Below are 15,280 nucleotides of genomic sequence, written 5' to 3' on the forward strand. Positions count from 1 at the left end.
CCGGGTCCCGCACCTCCGTCGTAACAGGAGCTCCGGATGACCTACGACCACCTCGAGCCGACTGCTCCGCCGGACCTGCGGATCGGCCTGCTCGGCAGTTACGGCGGCTGCAACACCGGCGACGAGGCGATCCTCAAGTGCATCATGAGCTGCCTGCGCGCCCACCGCCCGCACGCCCGGCTCGTCGTCTTCAGCCGCAACGCCGAGCACACCCGCATCCACCAGCCGCAGGCCGATGAGGTCGTGGACTGGGAGGGCGTCCCGCAAAAGCCCGTGCTCGACACCCTCGGCAGCCTGGACCTGCTGGTCCTCGGCGGCGGCGGCATCCTCTACGACGGCGAGGCGCGCCGCTATCTGCGCCTGGTACGGGCGGCGCACGAACGCGGGGTGCCCACCTTCGCCTACGCCGTCGGCGCCGGCCCCCTGCGCGACGCCGACGACCGGGAGGCCGTCCGCGCCGTCATCCCGGAGATGACCGACATCGTGGTCCGCGACGAGGAGTCCCGCCTGGTCCTGGAGGAGGTCGGCATCGAGCGCGACCTCACCGTCACCGCCGACCCGGCACTGCTCCTGCCGCCGGAGCCCTTCACCGAGCAGATGATGCGGCAGGAAGGGCTGCCCCTGGACGCCCGGCTGGTCGGCATGTCCGTACGGGAACCCGGCAGAGCGGCCGAGAAGCTCGACGAGGCCGACTACCACGCCCTGCTCGCCGACGTCGCCGACTTCCTGGCCCGGCGCCTGGAGGCACACGTCGTCTTCGTCCCGATGGAACGCCAGGACGTACGGCACGCCCACGGTGTGCTGTCCCGGATGAGCGCCCCGGACCGCGGACGCATCCTCAACAACTCCTACAGCCCCGGCGAGATCCTCGGCTTCATGAGCCACCTGGACATCGTCGTCGGCATGCGTCTGCACGTCGTGATCTTCGCCGCGCTCACCGGGCTCCCCGTGCTGCCGCTGCCGTACTCCGGGAAGGTCTTCGACTTCGCCCGCCGCACCGGCGCGCCCGCCCTGGTCGGCGTGGCGCGGGAGCAGGCCGGACTGCTGCTGGCGGAGGTGGACCGGCTCTGGGACGAGTTCCCGCTGCGCCAGGACGACCTGAGGAACCGGGTGCACGGCCTGCAGACGCTGGCCCGGGAGACCTGCGTGCGCTGCGGGACCCTGCTGGACAGCCTCGACGGCGGCACGGGCGGCGCACAGCACGCCGAACACGCCCATCTGAGCCTGACCGGCCCGCAGGCGCCACCGGCCTGACCGCCCCCGACGGGAGCCCCCATGCCGATCCTCACCCCGCCCGAGCCCGACCGGACCGTCACCCTCCCGCCCCGTCCGGCCCGCCACGGCGGCCGGACGGACGTGCTGGTCGTCGGCGGCGGACCGGCCGGGACCGCGGCGGCGTACGCGGCGGCCGAGGCCGGCGCCGACGTCGTCCTCGTGGAGCGCTACGGCTTTCTCGGCGGCAATGCCACCGTGGCGCTCGTCATGCCGCTGATGTCGTTCCACAACGAGCAGAAACAGGCCGTCTTCGACGACTCCGGCCGGCTCGGCCGGCTGCTGCCCACCGACCACGGCGAGGGCGAGTCCGTGGTGGCGGGATTCCTGTGGGTGCTGCTGGACCGGCTCACCGCGCGCGGCGGCTGTGTGCCGCCGTCCCCCGAGACCGGCTACACCGTCCCCTTCGACCCGGAGATCTACAAACTCGTCCTCCTCGACCTGCTCGACGAGGCGGGCGTGCGGATGCTCTTCCACTCCTTCGCCTCCACCGCGCTGCCCCTCGACGACGGCTGGCGCGTGGTCTTCGAGACCAAGTCGGGCCCGGTCGTGATCGACGCCGGGATCGTCATCGACGGCACGGGAGACGGCGACATCGCCGCCGCCTGCGGGGCGCCGTACGAGATCGGACGCCCGGAGGACGGGCTCGTCCAGCCGATGACGCTCATGTTCCGCGTCGTCGACTTCCTCCAGCCGCGGTTCGCCGAGTACGTCCAGGACCATCCCGACCAGTGGCGGGGCGTGCACGGGCTGTGGGACCTGGTGCGGGAGGCCACCGAGGCCGGTGAACTGCGCCTGCCCCGCGAGGACATGCTCTTCTTCGGCACCCCGCACCCCCATGAGGTCAGCGTCAACAGCACCCGCGTCACCCGGGCGCTCGGCACCGACGTGTGGGACCTCAGCCGCGCCGAGTTCCTGGCCCGCCGTCAACTGGCTCAGATCGACCGGTTCCTGCGCCGGCGCGTGCCCGGCTTCGAGGACTCCTACATCGCGCAGAGCGGCGTCCAGATCGGCGTGCGCGAGACCCGCCGCATCCTCGGGGACTACCACCTCACCGGCCACGACATCCTCGCGGCGCGGGCCTTCCCCGACGCCGTCGCGCACGGCGCCTACCCCGTGGACATCCACAACCCCCGGGGCAGCGGCACCGTCCTCAAGCGCGTCCCGCGCGGCAGCTTCTACGACATCCCCCTGCGCTGTCTGCTGCCCCGGGACACCGAACGCCTGCTGGTCGCCGGACGCTGCATCTCCGGCTCTCACGTGGCCCACTCGTCCTACCGCGTCATGCCGATCGCCATGGCGACCGGCCAGGCCGCCGGCGCCTGCGCCGCCCTCGCCGTCCGCCTCGGCCGCACTCCCCGCGCGGTACCCCACCACCTCGTCCAGCGCACCCTCCTGCGCCAGGGCGCCCATCTGCGTCTCCAGCCGAGGGAACCGGCCCCGAGCGAGGACTAGAGGCAGCGGCGAGCCACCGCGCTCCCGCTCCGAAACGGCATCTCCCCTGATCGTTTGATCGCAAACGATCGATACGATGATGGGCGTAGAGTAAGGCACTCCGGGATCATGCCGCCGCCCGGATCTGTCACCGACCAGGGGGAACCCCATGCGACTCCATGTCGACCAGCGTCATGAGCGGGTGCTCGAGCTCGTCCGCGAACGGCGCAGCATCCGGGTCGCGGAACTCGCCGCCGAACTCGGCGTCTCCGCGGTCACGTTGAGACGGGACGTAGAGGCGCTGGCCGCCCAGGGGCGGGTGCACCGGCTGCACGGCGCGGTGGTCTGGCCGGAGGACACGGCGGCCGGGCCGCGCGAGCGCCCCGAGGGTGCCGGGAGCGCGGTGATCGGAATGATCGTGCCGACCACGAACTACATCTTCGCCGAGATCGTCCGCGGCGCCCGGGAGGCCGTCGCGGCCCAGGGCGGGCGGCTGGTCCTCGGGGTGTCCGGATACGTCGACGCGGAGGACTCCGTCCAGGCCGAACACCTCATCGCCGGGGGAGCGCAGGGGCTGCTCGTCGCGCCCAGCTGGTTCGGCGGCGTGCCCGAGGGCGGCCAGGAGAAGTGGCTGCTGGAGCATGACGTCCCGGCCGTCCTGGTCGAGCGCTCGGCCCCGCCCGGCAACCCCGCCGCCGTCCTGGACCGGGTCCGCACCGACCGCGCGCACGGCGCCGCCGTGGCCGTCGGCCACTTCGCCTCCCTCGGTCACCGGAAGATCACCGCCGTGCTCCAGGAGGGCCCGCACGCGGTGCAGATCTCCGCCGGATTCCGGTCCGCTGTACAGGCGTTGGGGCTCGACATCGACATCGACGCCCCCGCGGTGCGCGAGCACGGCGACTACGAGGCGAGCGTCGACCACCTCGTCGACGCCGTGCACAAGCGGGGCGTCACGGCGGCACTGGTGCACAGCGACGAGGACGCGATCGTGCTGGTGCCGCGGCTGCAGGCCGCCGGGGTACGGGTCCCGGACGACCTCGCGCTCATCGCCTACGACGACGAGGTCGCCGGCATGTCCGACGTGCCGCTCACCGCGATCGCCCCGCCCAAGCGCTCGGTCGGGGAACTGGCCGCCAGGCTGCTGCTCCAGCGGCTCGCCGAGCGCCGGAACGAACAGCCGCCCGGCCCGGGCCAGCACCTCGATCTGCTCCCGGTGCTGAGGGTCCGGTCGTCCTGCGGCGGCGAAGCGATCACTCCGTGAGCGTTACGTTCGTTGCGCGATCGTTTTGATTGTCTTGGTCGAACGCTCTTGACGTCGATCGTCCTGACCCAAAAGATGTCCTGCGACCGCCTCTTTCCGTACGAGGTCTCGTAGGAGACGTGCCATGACGCGCACTACCCGTTCGTTCCGCAGCACCGCCGCAATCGCCGCCGTCGCCGCCCTCGGCCTGCTCGCCACCGCCTGTGGCGGCGACGGCGACTCGACCGACACCGCCGCCGACGGCAAGCCGGTCACCCTCACCTACTGGACCTGGACCCTCGGGGCCAAGTCGACCGTCGACGCGTTCAACAAGACGCACAAGGACATCAAGGTCGAGCTCACCGAGATACCGAGCGGCACCGAGGGCTACAGCAAGCTGGCCAACGCCGTGAAGGCGGGCAACGCGCCCGACGTGGCCACCATCGAGTACCAGATGGTTCCCGAGTTCGCCAGCCAGGGCAATCTGATCGACCTGACCGAGCACGCGGGCGAAACGGTCAAGACGAAGTTCCCGCAGGGCATTCAGGACCTGGTGACCTTCGGCGGCAAGACCTGGACCGTCCCCTACGACGCGGCCCCGCAGCTGTACTACTACCGCACCGACCTGTTCAAGAAGTTCGGCATCGAAGTCCCCAAGACCTGGGACGAGTTCAAGGCCGCCGCCGCGAAGGTCAAGAAGCAGGACAAGAGCGTCCGCCTCGCCTCCATGCCGAAGAACGACCCCGCGCTGCTGGCCGCCCTGTCCTGGCAGGCGGGCGCGAAGTGGTTCTCCGTCGAGGGCGACGCCTGGAAGCCCGCCGTGGACGACGCCGCGACCAACAAGGTCGCCGGCTACTGGGACGGTCTCATCGAGGACGACCTCGTGCAGTCCTACACCGGCTACAGCCCCGAGGAGACCAAGGCCCGCACCTCCGGCAAGACCCTCTCCTTCCTCGGCGCCTCCTGGTCCGCGGGCGGCATGAAGACCGCGATGCCCGACCTCGCCGGGAAGTGGGCCGTCGCCCCCCTGCCCAACTGGGGCACCGCCGCCACCGGCAACTACGGCGGCACCTCCTACGGCGTCCTCAAGGGCAGCGACAACGCCGAGGCCGCCGCGGAGTTCATCACCTGGCTCACCACCGACAAGGCCGGCGTCCAGGCCCGCCTCGCCGACCTGGAGTCGCCCAGCAGCGCCCTGCCGGCCAACCCCGAGATGCGGGAGGTGGCCGCGGCGAAGTTCGACACCGGTTACCTGAACGGCCAGGACCTCTACGCCCTCGCCTCCGAGCAGGCCGAGACCATCGTGCCCGGCTGGACCTGGGGCCCGAACCAGATGGACGTCTACACCGCGGTCCAGGACGAGACCGCCAAGTCCGACTTCACCTCGGGCGTCAAGGCCGGCCAGCAGAAGGCCGAGTCCGGTATCACCGAGCGCGGCCTGAAGCTCGCGAAGTAGTCACACGGCCGCAGCCCGACGCCGGCACCGCCGGGACCCCACCGTCCCGGCGGCCCGCGGCCCCTCGGTCCTCCGGCCGGACCACCACCGTCCGGGCGGCCCGCGGCCCCCTCGGTCTTCCGGTCGGACCCCACCGTCCGGGCGGCCCGCGATCCCTCGGTCCTCCGTCCCGACACCACCCGCCCGACGGCCCCGGGCACCCCCGCACCACCCGACCCACGCGGCCGAGCTACCTCGCCAACCCCCCTCCACCGCCCAGCCCCGCGGCCGAACTACTCCCGCCGCCCAACCCCGCCGCCGTCCACCTCGGCAGTCTCCACCCCGCGCGCCCGAGTCACCTCCGCCGAACTCCGGGGCCGAGTCACCTCGCCCGAACCCCCTCCGCCGCCCAACCCTGCGGCCGAACCCCCTCCGCACTGCCCGCCCCGCGCCCGAGCCACCTCCGCCCAACTCCGAGGCCGAGCCACCTCCGCGGCCCAGCACCACGGCCGAGCCACCTCCACCGCCCAGCACCACGGCCGAGCCACCACGGCCGAGCCACCTCCACCGCCCAGCCCCACCGCCGAGCCACTCGCCCGACCCCGCGGCCGTACTACCCCCGCCGCCCAACCCCCGGCCACTCACCCCGCCGCCCACCAACCCCCAGCCACTCACACCGTCACCCACCAACCCCCCGCCCACCCGCCACACCCCCGCCAAGGAGCCCCTGTGGCAGCACCGTCCGCCCCAGTCGTGCGCCCCGTGGCCGTACGCGCGTCCGCGCCCCGGCCCCCGGCCGCCTCCCGACTCCGGCGCAGTCAGCGCCGCGCCGCCGCCCTGTTCATCGTCCCGTTCTTCGTGCTGTTCGCCGTGGTCATGGCCGCTCCCATCGTCTACGCGGTGTGGATGAGCCTGTTCCAGGAGCGCTCCTCCGGACTCGGCTTCGGCGGCACCGAGCGGGTGTTCGCGGGCCTGGGCAACTACACCAAGGCCCTGGCCGACTCCGGCTTCCGCGCCTCCTTCTCCCACATCGCGCTCTACTGCGCCCTGTACATCCCGGTCATGATCGGCGGCTCACTCGCGCTGGCGCTGCTGGTGGACTCCGCGCTCGCCCGCGCCAAGCGGTTCTTCCAGCTCGCGCTGTTCCTGCCGCACGCGATCCCCGGACTGATCGCCTCGATCATCTGGATCTACCTGTACACGCCCGGTCTGAGCCCGGTGCTCGACTGGATCGGCGCACTCGGCGGCTCCTGGGACTTCTACAGCAACGACCATGTGCTCAGCTCGCTGGTCAATCTGACCGCCTGGCAGTGGACCGGCTACAACATGGTCATCTTCTACGCCGCCCTCCAGGCCGTCCCACGCGAAGTGATCGAAGCGGCCGTCGTGGACGGCGCCGGCGCCCTGCGCACGGCCCTCCAGATCAAGGTGCCGATGATCGCCTCCGCGGTCGTGATGACCGTGTTGTTCACCTGCGTCGGCGCGATCCAGATCTTCACCGAACCCAAGCTCCTCAACCAGCGCGGCGCCCCCTCCATCGACACCGAGTGGTCCCCGACCCTGTACATCTGGAAGGCCGGTTTCGTGCAGCACGACTACGGCCTGGCCGCCGCCGCGTCGCTGATGCTCGCCGCCCTCGGCGTCGCCCTGTCCTACCTCGTCACCCGGATCGGCAACCGGTGGAAGGCCGCGCAATGAGCACCCTCACCCAGGACACCGCACCCACCACCCGCCCCGAGGCACCCGCCAAGCGCGCACCGGCCACCCGCCGCCGGGGCCCCTCCGGCGCCCTGCTCTCCAAGGGCGTCGTCAACGGAGTGCTGATCGTCGCCGCGTTCTACACGCTCATGCCCATCAGCTGGCTGCTCTTCGCCGCCACCAAGAACCACCGCGACCTGTTCGCCACCTCCGGCTTCGCCTTCGGCGACTTCAACCTCTTCGCCAACCTCGAACGCGTCTTCACCTTCAACGATGGCATCTACCTGCGCTGGTTCGGCAACAGCATCCTCTACTCCGTCGTCGGCTCCGCCGTCTCCACCTTCATCTGCGTCGCCACCGGCTACGCCTTCGACAAGTACGACTTCCGCGGCAAGGAGAAACTGTTCGGCCTGGTCCTGGGCGGCGTCCTCGTCCCGACCACGGTCATCCAGCTGCCGATGTACCTGCTGGCCACCAAGGCCGGCGTCGTCAACACCTACTGGGCGCTGCTGCTGCCCGCCCTGGTCAACCCCTTCGGCGTCTACCTGGCCCGGGTCTTCTCGGAGGGCTATGTCCCCAGCGAGGTCCTGGAGGCCGCCCGGGTCGACGGCGCCGGCGAGATACGCACCTTCGCCCGCATCGGACTGCCCATGCTGATGCCGGGGTTCATGACCATCTTCCTGTTCTCGTTCACCGCCAGCTGGAACAACTTCTTCGGCGCCCTGGTGATGCTCAACGACGAAGAGCTCTACCCCGTCAACCTCGGCCTGTTCATGTGGAACAGCGTCACCCAGCAGCAGCCCGAGTTCTACTCGCTCGTCATCACCGGCTCCCTCGTCGCCGTCGTCCCGCTGATCGTCGCCTTCGTCTGCCTCCAGCGCTTCTGGCGCTCCGGGCTGACCGCCGGCGCGGTGAAGTGACGATGCCCGCACCGGAAGGCACCCCCCTGAACAGCACCCCCCGCCCCCACACGGTCCTGGCCATGGGCGCCGGCATCCACCGCCAGCTCCTCGACGGGACCGCCCTCACCCGCCTGCGCGCGGTGGCGCACGTGGACACGACCGCCGCGGTCACCGACCTCGCCACCGCCGACCCCCGTCAACTCGCCGCCGCCGAGGTCCTCTTCACCCACTGGGGCGCCCCCCTGCTCACCGAGGACGCGCTGGACCTGATGCCCCGGCTGCGCGCGGTCGTGCACGCCGCGGGCTCCGTCAAGCACCACGTCACGGACGCCGTCTGGCAGCGCGGCATCACGGTCTCCTCCGCGGCCGCCGCCAACGCCCTCCCCGTCGCCGAGTTCACCCTCGCCGCCATCCTCTTCGCCGGCAAGCGCGTCCTCGACGTCGCCCGCGTCTACGCCGACACCCGCGCCCACCCCGACCTGCTGCCGTACTACAGCGGCCACGGCAACTACCACCGCACCGTCGGCATCGTCGGCGCCTCCCGCATCGGCCGCCGCGTCATCGAACTGCTGCGCCCCTTCGACCTCGACGTCCTGCTCTACGACCCCTATGTCGACGCCCAGGAGGCCCGCGCCCTCGGCGTCGAGCTCGTCGGTCTCGACGAACTGGCCCGGCGCGGCGACGTGGTGTCGATCCACGCGCCCCAACTCCCCGAGACCCATCACATGTTCGACGCCCGGCGCATCGCCCTCCTCAAGGACGGCGCCACCCTCGTCAACACCGCCCGCGGCAACCTCGTCGACACCGACGCGCTCCTCGCCCACCTGGTCACCGGCCGCGTCCACGCCGTCCTGGACGTCACCGAACCGGACGTGCCCCCGGCCGACTCGCCGCTGTACACGCTGCCCAACGTCCTGCTCACCCCGCACATCGCCGGCTCCCTGGGCAACGAACTCGGCCGGATGACCGACTGGGCCGTCGACGAGGTCGCCCGCTACGCCCAGGGCCTGCCCCTGGCGTACGAGGTCGCCCCCGACGAACTGATCCGCTCGGCCTGAACACCCCCCGCGAGAAAGGTCCTTCATGTCCGGCGCCGCACACCGCGTCCTGGTCGTAGGCATCGACGGCGTACGCCTCGACACCCTGAACCGGCTCGCCACCCCGCACCTCGACGCGCTGGCCGCCGAGGGCTTCCTCGCGCCGGTCGAGGTGGACGAGGAGACGCCCACCATGTCGGGCCCGTGCTGGGCGACCGTCGTCACCGGCGTCACGGTCGCCCGGCACGGCGTGTGGAGCAACGACTTCACCGGCCACCGCCTCGACGTCTTCCCCGACTTCACCACCCGGCTGGCCGTCCAGGACGGTCTGCGCACCTTCGTCGCCGCCGGCTGGGAGCCCCTGCTGCAGTCCCGCGCCGGCGGCCCCCTCTTCGCCGCCCCCTCCCGGTCCGCGTACGTCTCACCGACCGCCGACACCGCCGAGGCCTGGGAGCGCTGCGACGAACAGGTCACCGAGGCGGCGGTACGCGTCCTCGCCGACGCCTCCGACCGCGCCGACGATCCGGTCGCCTCCTTCGTCTACCTCGGCGCACCCGACGAGACCGCGCACATCCTGGGCTGCGGCGAGGCCTACGAGGCCGCGATCCGCCGGGCCGACGCCCGCCTGGGCCGCCTGCTGGACGCCGTCCGCTCCCGGCCGTCGTACGCCGACGAACGCTGGACCGTCCTGGTCGTCACCGACCACGGCCATGTCGACGCGGGCGGCCACGGCGGCCGTACGGCCGTGGAGCGCACGGCGTGGCTGGCCGCAGCGGGTCCCGGCATCGGCACCCCCGCCCGGGCGCTGCGCCACGCCGACGTCGCCGCCCAGGCGTTCGCCGCCCTCGGCCGTCACCCCGACCGGCACTGGACCCTCGACGGGGTGCCCTTCGCGGCCGCCCCGCACGCCGTGCTCCTGGACATGGACGGCACCCTCGTGGACACCGAGTCGCTGTGGCTGCGCACGGTCCGCGAGGCCGCTCCGGGCATCGAGCCGGACGACCTGTTCCAGGCCCTGGGCCGCTCGGCCGCCGACACCGCGGCCCTGCTGCGCCCCGAGGACGCGCGGACCCTGGCCGAGGAACTGGAGGCCCGCTTCCTGACCGCCGTCCAGCGCGAGACCACCGCACTGCCCGGCGCCCTGGACCTCCTCGACCTGCTCCAGGAGCTGGACATTCCGGCTGCCCTGGTCTCGGCGTCCTCGCGCCCGGTCGTGGACGCCGTCCTGAAGACGCTCGGCGCCGACCGGTTCCGCACCACGGTCGCCGAGGGCGAGACGCCGCGCACCAAGCCCGCCGCCGACCCCTACCTCGCCGCCGCGCGCGCCCTCGGCGTCGACCCCGCCGCCTGTCTCGCCGTGGAGGACTCGCCCACGGGCGTCGCCGCCGCCGAGGCCGCCGGCTGCCGCGTCCTCGCCGTCCCCTCGTACACGCCGATCGCGCCAGGGGTCCGGCGCACCGTACGCCGGGGCCTGGAGGGAATCGGCAGGCGGGAGCTGTGGGCGGCGGGACTGTGACGCCGTAACCCGACATTTGTTCGGGGCGTGGGGGCGTGCTTACGATCGCCTCCCGCCCGCCCCGAGGAGCCCGTATGCCGTCCGCCCGCCGCCGTCTGCTGTACGTCACCGACCTGGCCTATCCGGCCCGCGGGCGCCGGTACTGCGACGAGGACATCCACCTCACCTCCCGGCTGCGCGAGGACTTCGACCTCGCGCTGTGCCATCCGCGCGAGGCGGTGGCGCTGATGGACGGCTTCGACGCCGTCGTGGTGCGCAACAGCGGGCCGGTCCTGGAGTACCCGCAGGCCTATCAGGCGTTCCGCGAGCACGCGGCCGGCACCGGGGCGCTCGTCTACAACGAGCTGACCGGGCGGGGCGACATGGCGGGCAAGCGGTATCTGCTCGACCTGACCGCCGCGGGCTTCCCGGTCATCCCGACCGTGGACCGCGCACAGGACCTGGACCGGCTGCCGGCGGCCGAGCGGTATGTCGTCAAGCCCAAGCTCGGCGCGGACTCCATCGGCCTGGAGATCGTCTCCGCCGGACGGGCCCGCGAGCTGGCCGACGGCACCGTCCTCGTCCAGCCCTGCATCGACTTCTCCTACGAAGTCTCCTTCTACTTCGTCGACCACGACTTCCAGTACGCCCTGTACGCCCCGGACCCGAAGCGGCGCTGGGAGCTCCAGCCGTACGAAGCCACCGGCGACGACCTGGAGTTCGCCCGCCGCTTCATCGACTGGAACGCCATCGGCCACGGCATCCAGCGCGTCGACGCCTGCCGCGCCCCGGGCGGGGAGCTGCTGCTGGTGGAGCTGGAGGACCTCAACCCGTACCTGTCGCTGGACGCGCTCAGCGAGGAGCGCAGGGACGCCTTCGTCGTGGCGCTGAAGGCGTCCCTGCACGGGATGTTCAGCCGAGCCTGACGGTGATCCGCTGGGTGGCGCCCGCGGTGCCGCTCAGGTCACCGAAGGTGAGCCGGAGGGAGGAGCCGGTCGTCGCCGAGGTCACGGTGGCCGGCTTGGACGTCACCGAGGCGACCGCGCGGTTCCAGGTGAGGGTCAGACCCGTCCTCATCCGCATCGGATCGCTGACGCAGATCACCGCGGTGCCGTCACTGCGCTCACTGATCATCACGCAGCACGGGTCGCTCGCCACGAGGTTCCCCGCGGTGCCGCCGAACCAGAAGTTGACGGCGGTGAAGCCGAGCGAGGGAACGGCCACGCCCTGCTGGTCGTTGGTGTTGGCGAGGACGGTGAGCCAGCCGGTGGCGGCGGCCCGCGCCTGGGTCTGCGCCGCGGTGGCGCCCGGCATGAGCAGATAGGCGTAGCTGCCGGCGGTCGGGTCGGTGCCGTGGTCGACGTACATCGTCAGGTACTTGCGGTTGATCACGGCCGTGGAGCCGCCTCTGTTGATGTCGCTCCAGCGGCCGTCGCGCGCCTCGCGCAGCGCCTTGACGGTCGCCCCGCCGGGGAAGACGTACCCGCCGTGGCCGCCGATGTGCGCCCAGCGGGCGCCGGTGAGCGTCTCCGACCAGGGGTAGGCGAGCGGCTTGGTGGTGCCGTCCACGGTGAAGGAGGTGTTGCCGGTGGGGCCGAGGTTGCGGTTCTCGACGGTGGTCTCCACGGCGGTGCCGTCGGTGCTGCGGATGCCGGCGCCGAGGCAGACCACGGTGTCGTCGAGGAAGAACCACGACTTCTTCGCCAGCAGCGTGGACTGCAGCCCCTTGAGGTACTGCCCGATCGCCGCCCGCTGCCCGTCCGTGGCGCCGCCCACCCAGTGCACGTCGGGCAGGGAGGCCCCCCAGTCGCCCCCCGCCGCGTCCGCGAGGACCTTGCGCGAGGCGGTGGTGCCGGGCAGCCGGTAGGGGTCGACGGTGGGCCAGAAGGCGTCGCTGTACTGGCCGTTGGCGAAGGTGTCGCCCCACCAGGAGAGCATGCCGGAGCCGGTGTGCCAGCCGCGCAGGTTCTCGCCGTTGCCGGTCTCGTAGTAGGTGATCCTGCGGTCCGCCATGCTGAGCGACGCCGCCCAGCCGGGTCGGCGGTGGGTGGCCCGGGCCATGTTGGGGAAGAGCCGGTGGCCGGTCGGTTCGGCGAGCGGAGTGATCGTCGTGTCGTCCAGGACGGACTTCAGGCGGGCCAGGTTCGTCAGCCCGAGGGAGGGGTTGCTCATCGGCGGGCTGTAGTAGTCCCGCTGGATCCAGCCCTTCACCAGCCCCCGCCAGCGCGTGTTCTCCGTGGCGCTCGCGCCCTGTCCGAGCAGCACGATCGACGCGAGGATCGGATGACCGCGCAGGTGATCGTCCTGCTGGATCCGCTTGCTGTCGGAGGCGGCCACCCCCCGGCTGATCGCCCGGCCGGACACGGAGTCCATCACCAGGCCGTTGTAGAGGAAGGGCGCCCAGGCGTTCTCCACGGCGTCGAACACGATCTGCCGCTTGGCGTCGGTGACCGCCCAGCTCGACCCGTTCAGCAGCGCGAACAGCATGCCGAGCCCGCCGAGCAGGACCGAGCCGTAGGAGCCGGTGTAGGGCACGGTGGTGTGCTGGACGAACGATCCGTCGCTGTACAGCCCGTCCCCGCTGGTGACGTACGGGAAGACGGGCGACAGCGCGTCCCGGGCGAGCGCCACCTTGGCGGAGCTGCCCCCGACGATGCCGCGCAGCGCCAGCACCCGGCACAGGTCGACCCGGTTGGCCCCGGTGCTCGTCCCGGTGTAGTTCGCGACCGCGGAGTCGGGCACGAAGTGGTCGACGGCCGCGCAGTACTGGGCGAGCTGCGTGGCGGTGAGCGAGGAGTACATCAGGACGCAGACGTCCAGCAGCGCCTGCGGGGCGCCGATCTGCCAGCTGTACCAGTTGCCGTACCGGGTCCGGGTCGCGTTGTACACCTCGGCGTGGAGGTGGTCGAGGCCGGTCAGCACGGCGGTCCGGAGGGAGGCGTTGCCGGTCAGTCCGGTGCCGGGCTGGCAGTACGCCTGGGCGAGCGTGAGGAGCCGGTAGTAGCTGGCTGCCATGTTGCCCGAGTAGCCGTAGGACTCCTGGTCGGTGTCGGGTTCGGGGTCCGCGTAGACCAGGTCCGGCCACAGCGAGCCGGCGGCCGGGGCCATGGAGGACTGCAACTGGCTCGCGGTGCTGCCCAGTTCGGCGAGCCGGCTCTTGAAGGGCTCGGCGGTGGGGCTGAACCCCTCGCCGAGCAACAGGGTGCGCCACTTGGCCCGCAGGGTCGCGAACTCGTCGGCCTCGGCGGCGGCGCCGGCCGGAGCGGAGAGCGTGAGGGCGAGGGCGGTGGCGGTGCTCGCGGTCAGAAAGCCGCGACGGGACCAACGAGTCGTCATGACGGCGGTTTCTAGCACGCCATCGATCAAACGCTCAACAACTCTGACTGAATTGAACGTTCCGATCGCTTTACGGGCAGGGGTCGGGTGAACCTCGGACGAGACCGTCTCCCCGCCCCGCCTCGCCACTCCGAGGACGACACCCAGGAACTGCCGCCCGTCCCCATCGGTCCCGGCACCCCGCGACGCTCCCGGCGCCCCCTGCCCCGAGCCGCCGTCGCCGCGGCCCTGACCACCGCGGCCATGATCGGCTTCGGCGGCGCCCTCCTCCTGCCGCACGACCAGGACGCCCGCCCGGACAGCGGCGCCGCGCCCCCACCACCCCCGGCCGCATCCCAGCCCCCTGCCGCCTCCGTCTCGGCCGCCCCCGACCCCGACGGCCCCCGCACCCTCCGCGAGGGCGACACCGGCCCCGAGGTCACCGAACTCCAGCAGCGCCTGCTGCCCGTCCCGGACGTCTACGCCCCGGGCCCCACCACCGGCCGCTACGACGCTGGCCTCACCCGGGCCGTGGCCCGCTTCCAGCTCTGGTACGGCATCCGCGGCGACGAGACCGGCGTGCACGGCGACGACACCCGCCTCGCACTGGAGTCCCGCACGGCGGCGTTCGGCAACTGAGGCGCCCCGTCCGGCCCCCTCGAACGCCGGGCAAGGGGTGCGGAAAACGGCACGGCGAAAGGAGCGGCGGACGTCAGCATGGGCAGCGGGCCCCGCGCACCCGGCGCCCGGCCCGCTCCGACCCGAAGGCCCTGCCGATGAACGGCTCCCGCATCCCGGGCCTGGTGCTGCCCGTCGTCTTCCTGCTGGCCCTCGTCGTGGGCGCCGTCTGGTACTGGCGGCACCGCCACGACGACTGACCGCGCCCGGACGTCAGCGCCGCTCGGCCAGGGCCTGGGAAACCGCCCGCACGCTGCGCGCGATGTGCTGCAGCTGCATGACCTCCGCCGCGTACAGCTTGATCGTGTGCTCGATGACCGACTCCGGCATACCCAGGGCGGGAAGGTCGGCGCGCGCGGTCTGCAGCGCGGTGCGGGCGACCCGGATCTCCTGCTGGACCTGGAGCTGGGCGTGGCGGGCGAGCAGCACGGGGTGGCGGATCAGCGCGGGGTAGCTGGCGTAGCGGGCCGGCACCAGTTCGCGCAGCCACTTGGCGGCCGAGCGCTCCCAGTCGTAGGTGCCGGGCGTCTTGACCTGGCAGGGCCAGTCCGACGTGATCCGCGTGGTCATCAGGGTCATGGTGATCGCTTCCGGTGTGCGGCGTCGTGAGGGTGGTCCGACGAGGTCGGGGCGGCCCCGGCCTAGGGGATGACCGGGACCGCCCGGCCGAGCACCCTGGGCGCCGACGCGGGTAGGAGACGGCGGCTGCGGGTGCCCGTCGCGGAGCCCGCGGGGCTGACGGCGTGCGCACGGCGGATGGGGTGACGTGCGGAG

The 15,280-nt window shown here is 72.3% G+C and carries 12 protein-coding genes; 10 read left to right on the forward strand and 2 right to left on the reverse strand.

The annotated features are described in order from the left end of the window. The first annotated feature begins 36 nt into the window (after positions 1 to 36). The 9 genes from ACFYW5_RS13815 to ACFYW5_RS13855 all read left to right on the forward strand — a co-directional run bounded on the left by ACFYW5_RS13815 (position 37) and on the right by ACFYW5_RS13855 (position 11,439). On the forward strand, positions 37 to 1,254 hold the full coding sequence (locus tag ACFYW5_RS13815; RefSeq protein WP_389417169.1) for a polysaccharide pyruvyl transferase family protein: 1,218 nt from the start codon (positions 37 to 39) through the stop codon (positions 1,252 to 1,254). 21 nt (positions 1,255 to 1,275) lie between these two features. Next, on the forward strand, positions 1,276 to 2,727 hold the full coding sequence (locus ACFYW5_RS13820; protein WP_389417170.1) for an FAD-dependent oxidoreductase: 1,452 nt from the start codon (positions 1,276 to 1,278) through the stop codon (positions 2,725 to 2,727). A gap of 148 nt (positions 2,728 to 2,875) precedes the next feature. Further along, entirely contained in the window at positions 2,876 to 3,967 is a 1,092-nt protein-coding gene (locus ACFYW5_RS13825; protein WP_389417171.1) for a substrate-binding domain-containing protein, read from the forward strand. 124 nt (positions 3,968 to 4,091) lie between these two features. Continuing rightward, positions 4,092 to 5,402 (forward strand): ABC transporter substrate-binding protein, encoded by a 1,311-nt coding sequence (locus ACFYW5_RS13830; protein ID WP_389417172.1) that lies wholly within the window; start codon positions 4,092 to 4,094, stop codon positions 5,400 to 5,402. Between the two features lie 708 nt (positions 5,403 to 6,110). Further along, the gene (locus tag ACFYW5_RS13835) at positions 6,111 to 7,079 is read left to right on the forward strand and encodes a carbohydrate ABC transporter permease (protein WP_389417173.1); all 969 of its coding nucleotides are present in this window, start codon (positions 6,111 to 6,113) and stop codon (positions 7,077 to 7,079) included. Beyond that, the gene (locus tag ACFYW5_RS13840) at positions 7,076 to 7,999 is read left to right on the forward strand and encodes a carbohydrate ABC transporter permease (RefSeq protein WP_389417174.1); all 924 of its coding nucleotides are present in this window, start codon (positions 7,076 to 7,078) and stop codon (positions 7,997 to 7,999) included. Before ACFYW5_RS13835 ends, ACFYW5_RS13840 begins: the two co-directional genes overlap by 4 nt. Before the next feature lie 2 nt (positions 8,000 to 8,001). Beyond that, positions 8,002 to 9,039: a hydroxyacid dehydrogenase gene (locus ACFYW5_RS13845; RefSeq protein ID WP_389417175.1), complete on the forward strand. Its 1,038-nt coding sequence runs from the start codon at positions 8,002 to 8,004 to the stop codon at positions 9,037 to 9,039. Between the two features lie 25 nt (positions 9,040 to 9,064). Then, entirely contained in the window at positions 9,065 to 10,534 is a 1,470-nt protein-coding gene (locus tag ACFYW5_RS13850; protein WP_389417176.1) for an HAD-IA family hydrolase, read from the forward strand. A gap of 74 nt (positions 10,535 to 10,608) precedes the next feature. Further along, positions 10,609 to 11,439: a hypothetical protein gene (locus tag ACFYW5_RS13855; RefSeq protein WP_389417177.1), complete on the forward strand. Its 831-nt coding sequence runs from the start codon at positions 10,609 to 10,611 to the stop codon at positions 11,437 to 11,439. Here ACFYW5_RS13855 and ACFYW5_RS13860 read toward each other — a convergent pair. Continuing rightward, the gene (locus tag ACFYW5_RS13860; RefSeq protein WP_389417178.1) at positions 11,426 to 13,849 is read right to left on the reverse strand and encodes a polysaccharide lyase 8 family protein; all 2,424 of its coding nucleotides are present in this window, start codon (positions 13,847 to 13,849) and stop codon (positions 11,426 to 11,428) included. The genes ACFYW5_RS13855 and ACFYW5_RS13860 overlap by 14 nt on opposite strands. 87 nt (positions 13,850 to 13,936) lie before the next feature. On the opposite strand from ACFYW5_RS13860, the gene ACFYW5_RS13865 reads away from it, so the two are divergent. Continuing rightward, a complete protein-coding gene (locus tag ACFYW5_RS13865; RefSeq protein ID WP_389417179.1) occupies positions 13,937 to 14,467 on the forward strand; it encodes a peptidoglycan-binding protein in 531 nt (176 codons plus the stop codon). A 252-nt stretch (positions 14,468 to 14,719) separates the two neighbouring features. On the opposite strand, the gene ACFYW5_RS13870 is transcribed toward ACFYW5_RS13865, so the two are convergent. Further along, a complete protein-coding gene (locus ACFYW5_RS13870) occupies positions 14,720 to 15,085 on the reverse strand; it encodes a hypothetical protein (protein ID WP_389417180.1) in 366 nt (121 codons plus the stop codon). Between the last annotated feature and the right edge of the window lie 195 nt (positions 15,086 to 15,280).

The organism is Streptomyces sp. NPDC002779 (assembly GCF_042888685.1).
Classification (GTDB): Bacteria; Actinomycetota; Actinomycetes; order Streptomycetales; family Streptomycetaceae; genus Streptomyces.

Bases quoted from the DNA above. Each gene is read 5' to 3' on its own strand.
- ACFYW5_RS13830 (WP_389417172.1), top strand. From the start codon at position 4,092: ATGACGCGCACTACCCGTTCGTTCCGCAGCACCGCCGCAATCGCCGCC.
- ACFYW5_RS13825 (WP_389417171.1), top strand. From the start codon at position 2,876: ATGCGACTCCATGTCGACCAGCGTCATGAGCGGGTGCTCGAGCTCGTC.
- ACFYW5_RS13855 (WP_389417177.1), top strand. From the start codon at position 10,609: ATGCCGTCCGCCCGCCGCCGTCTGCTGTACGTCACCGACCTGGCCTAT.
- ACFYW5_RS13815 (WP_389417169.1), top strand. From the start codon at position 37: ATGACCTACGACCACCTCGAGCCGACTGCTCCGCCGGACCTGCGGATC.
- ACFYW5_RS13850 (WP_389417176.1), top strand. From the start codon at position 9,065: ATGTCCGGCGCCGCACACCGCGTCCTGGTCGTAGGCATCGACGGCGTA.
- ACFYW5_RS13845 (WP_389417175.1), top strand. From the start codon at position 8,002: ATGCCCGCACCGGAAGGCACCCCCCTGAACAGCACCCCCCGCCCCCAC.
- ACFYW5_RS13840 (WP_389417174.1), top strand. From the start codon at position 7,076: ATGAGCACCCTCACCCAGGACACCGCACCCACCACCCGCCCCGAGGCA.
- ACFYW5_RS13820 (WP_389417170.1), top strand. From the start codon at position 1,276: ATGCCGATCCTCACCCCGCCCGAGCCCGACCGGACCGTCACCCTCCCG.
- ACFYW5_RS13870 (WP_389417180.1), bottom strand. From the start codon at position 15,085: ATGACCCTGATGACCACGCGGATCACGTCGGACTGGCCCTGCCAGGTC.
- ACFYW5_RS13860 (WP_389417178.1), bottom strand. From the start codon at position 13,849: ATGACGACTCGTTGGTCCCGTCGCGGCTTTCTGACCGCGAGCACCGCC.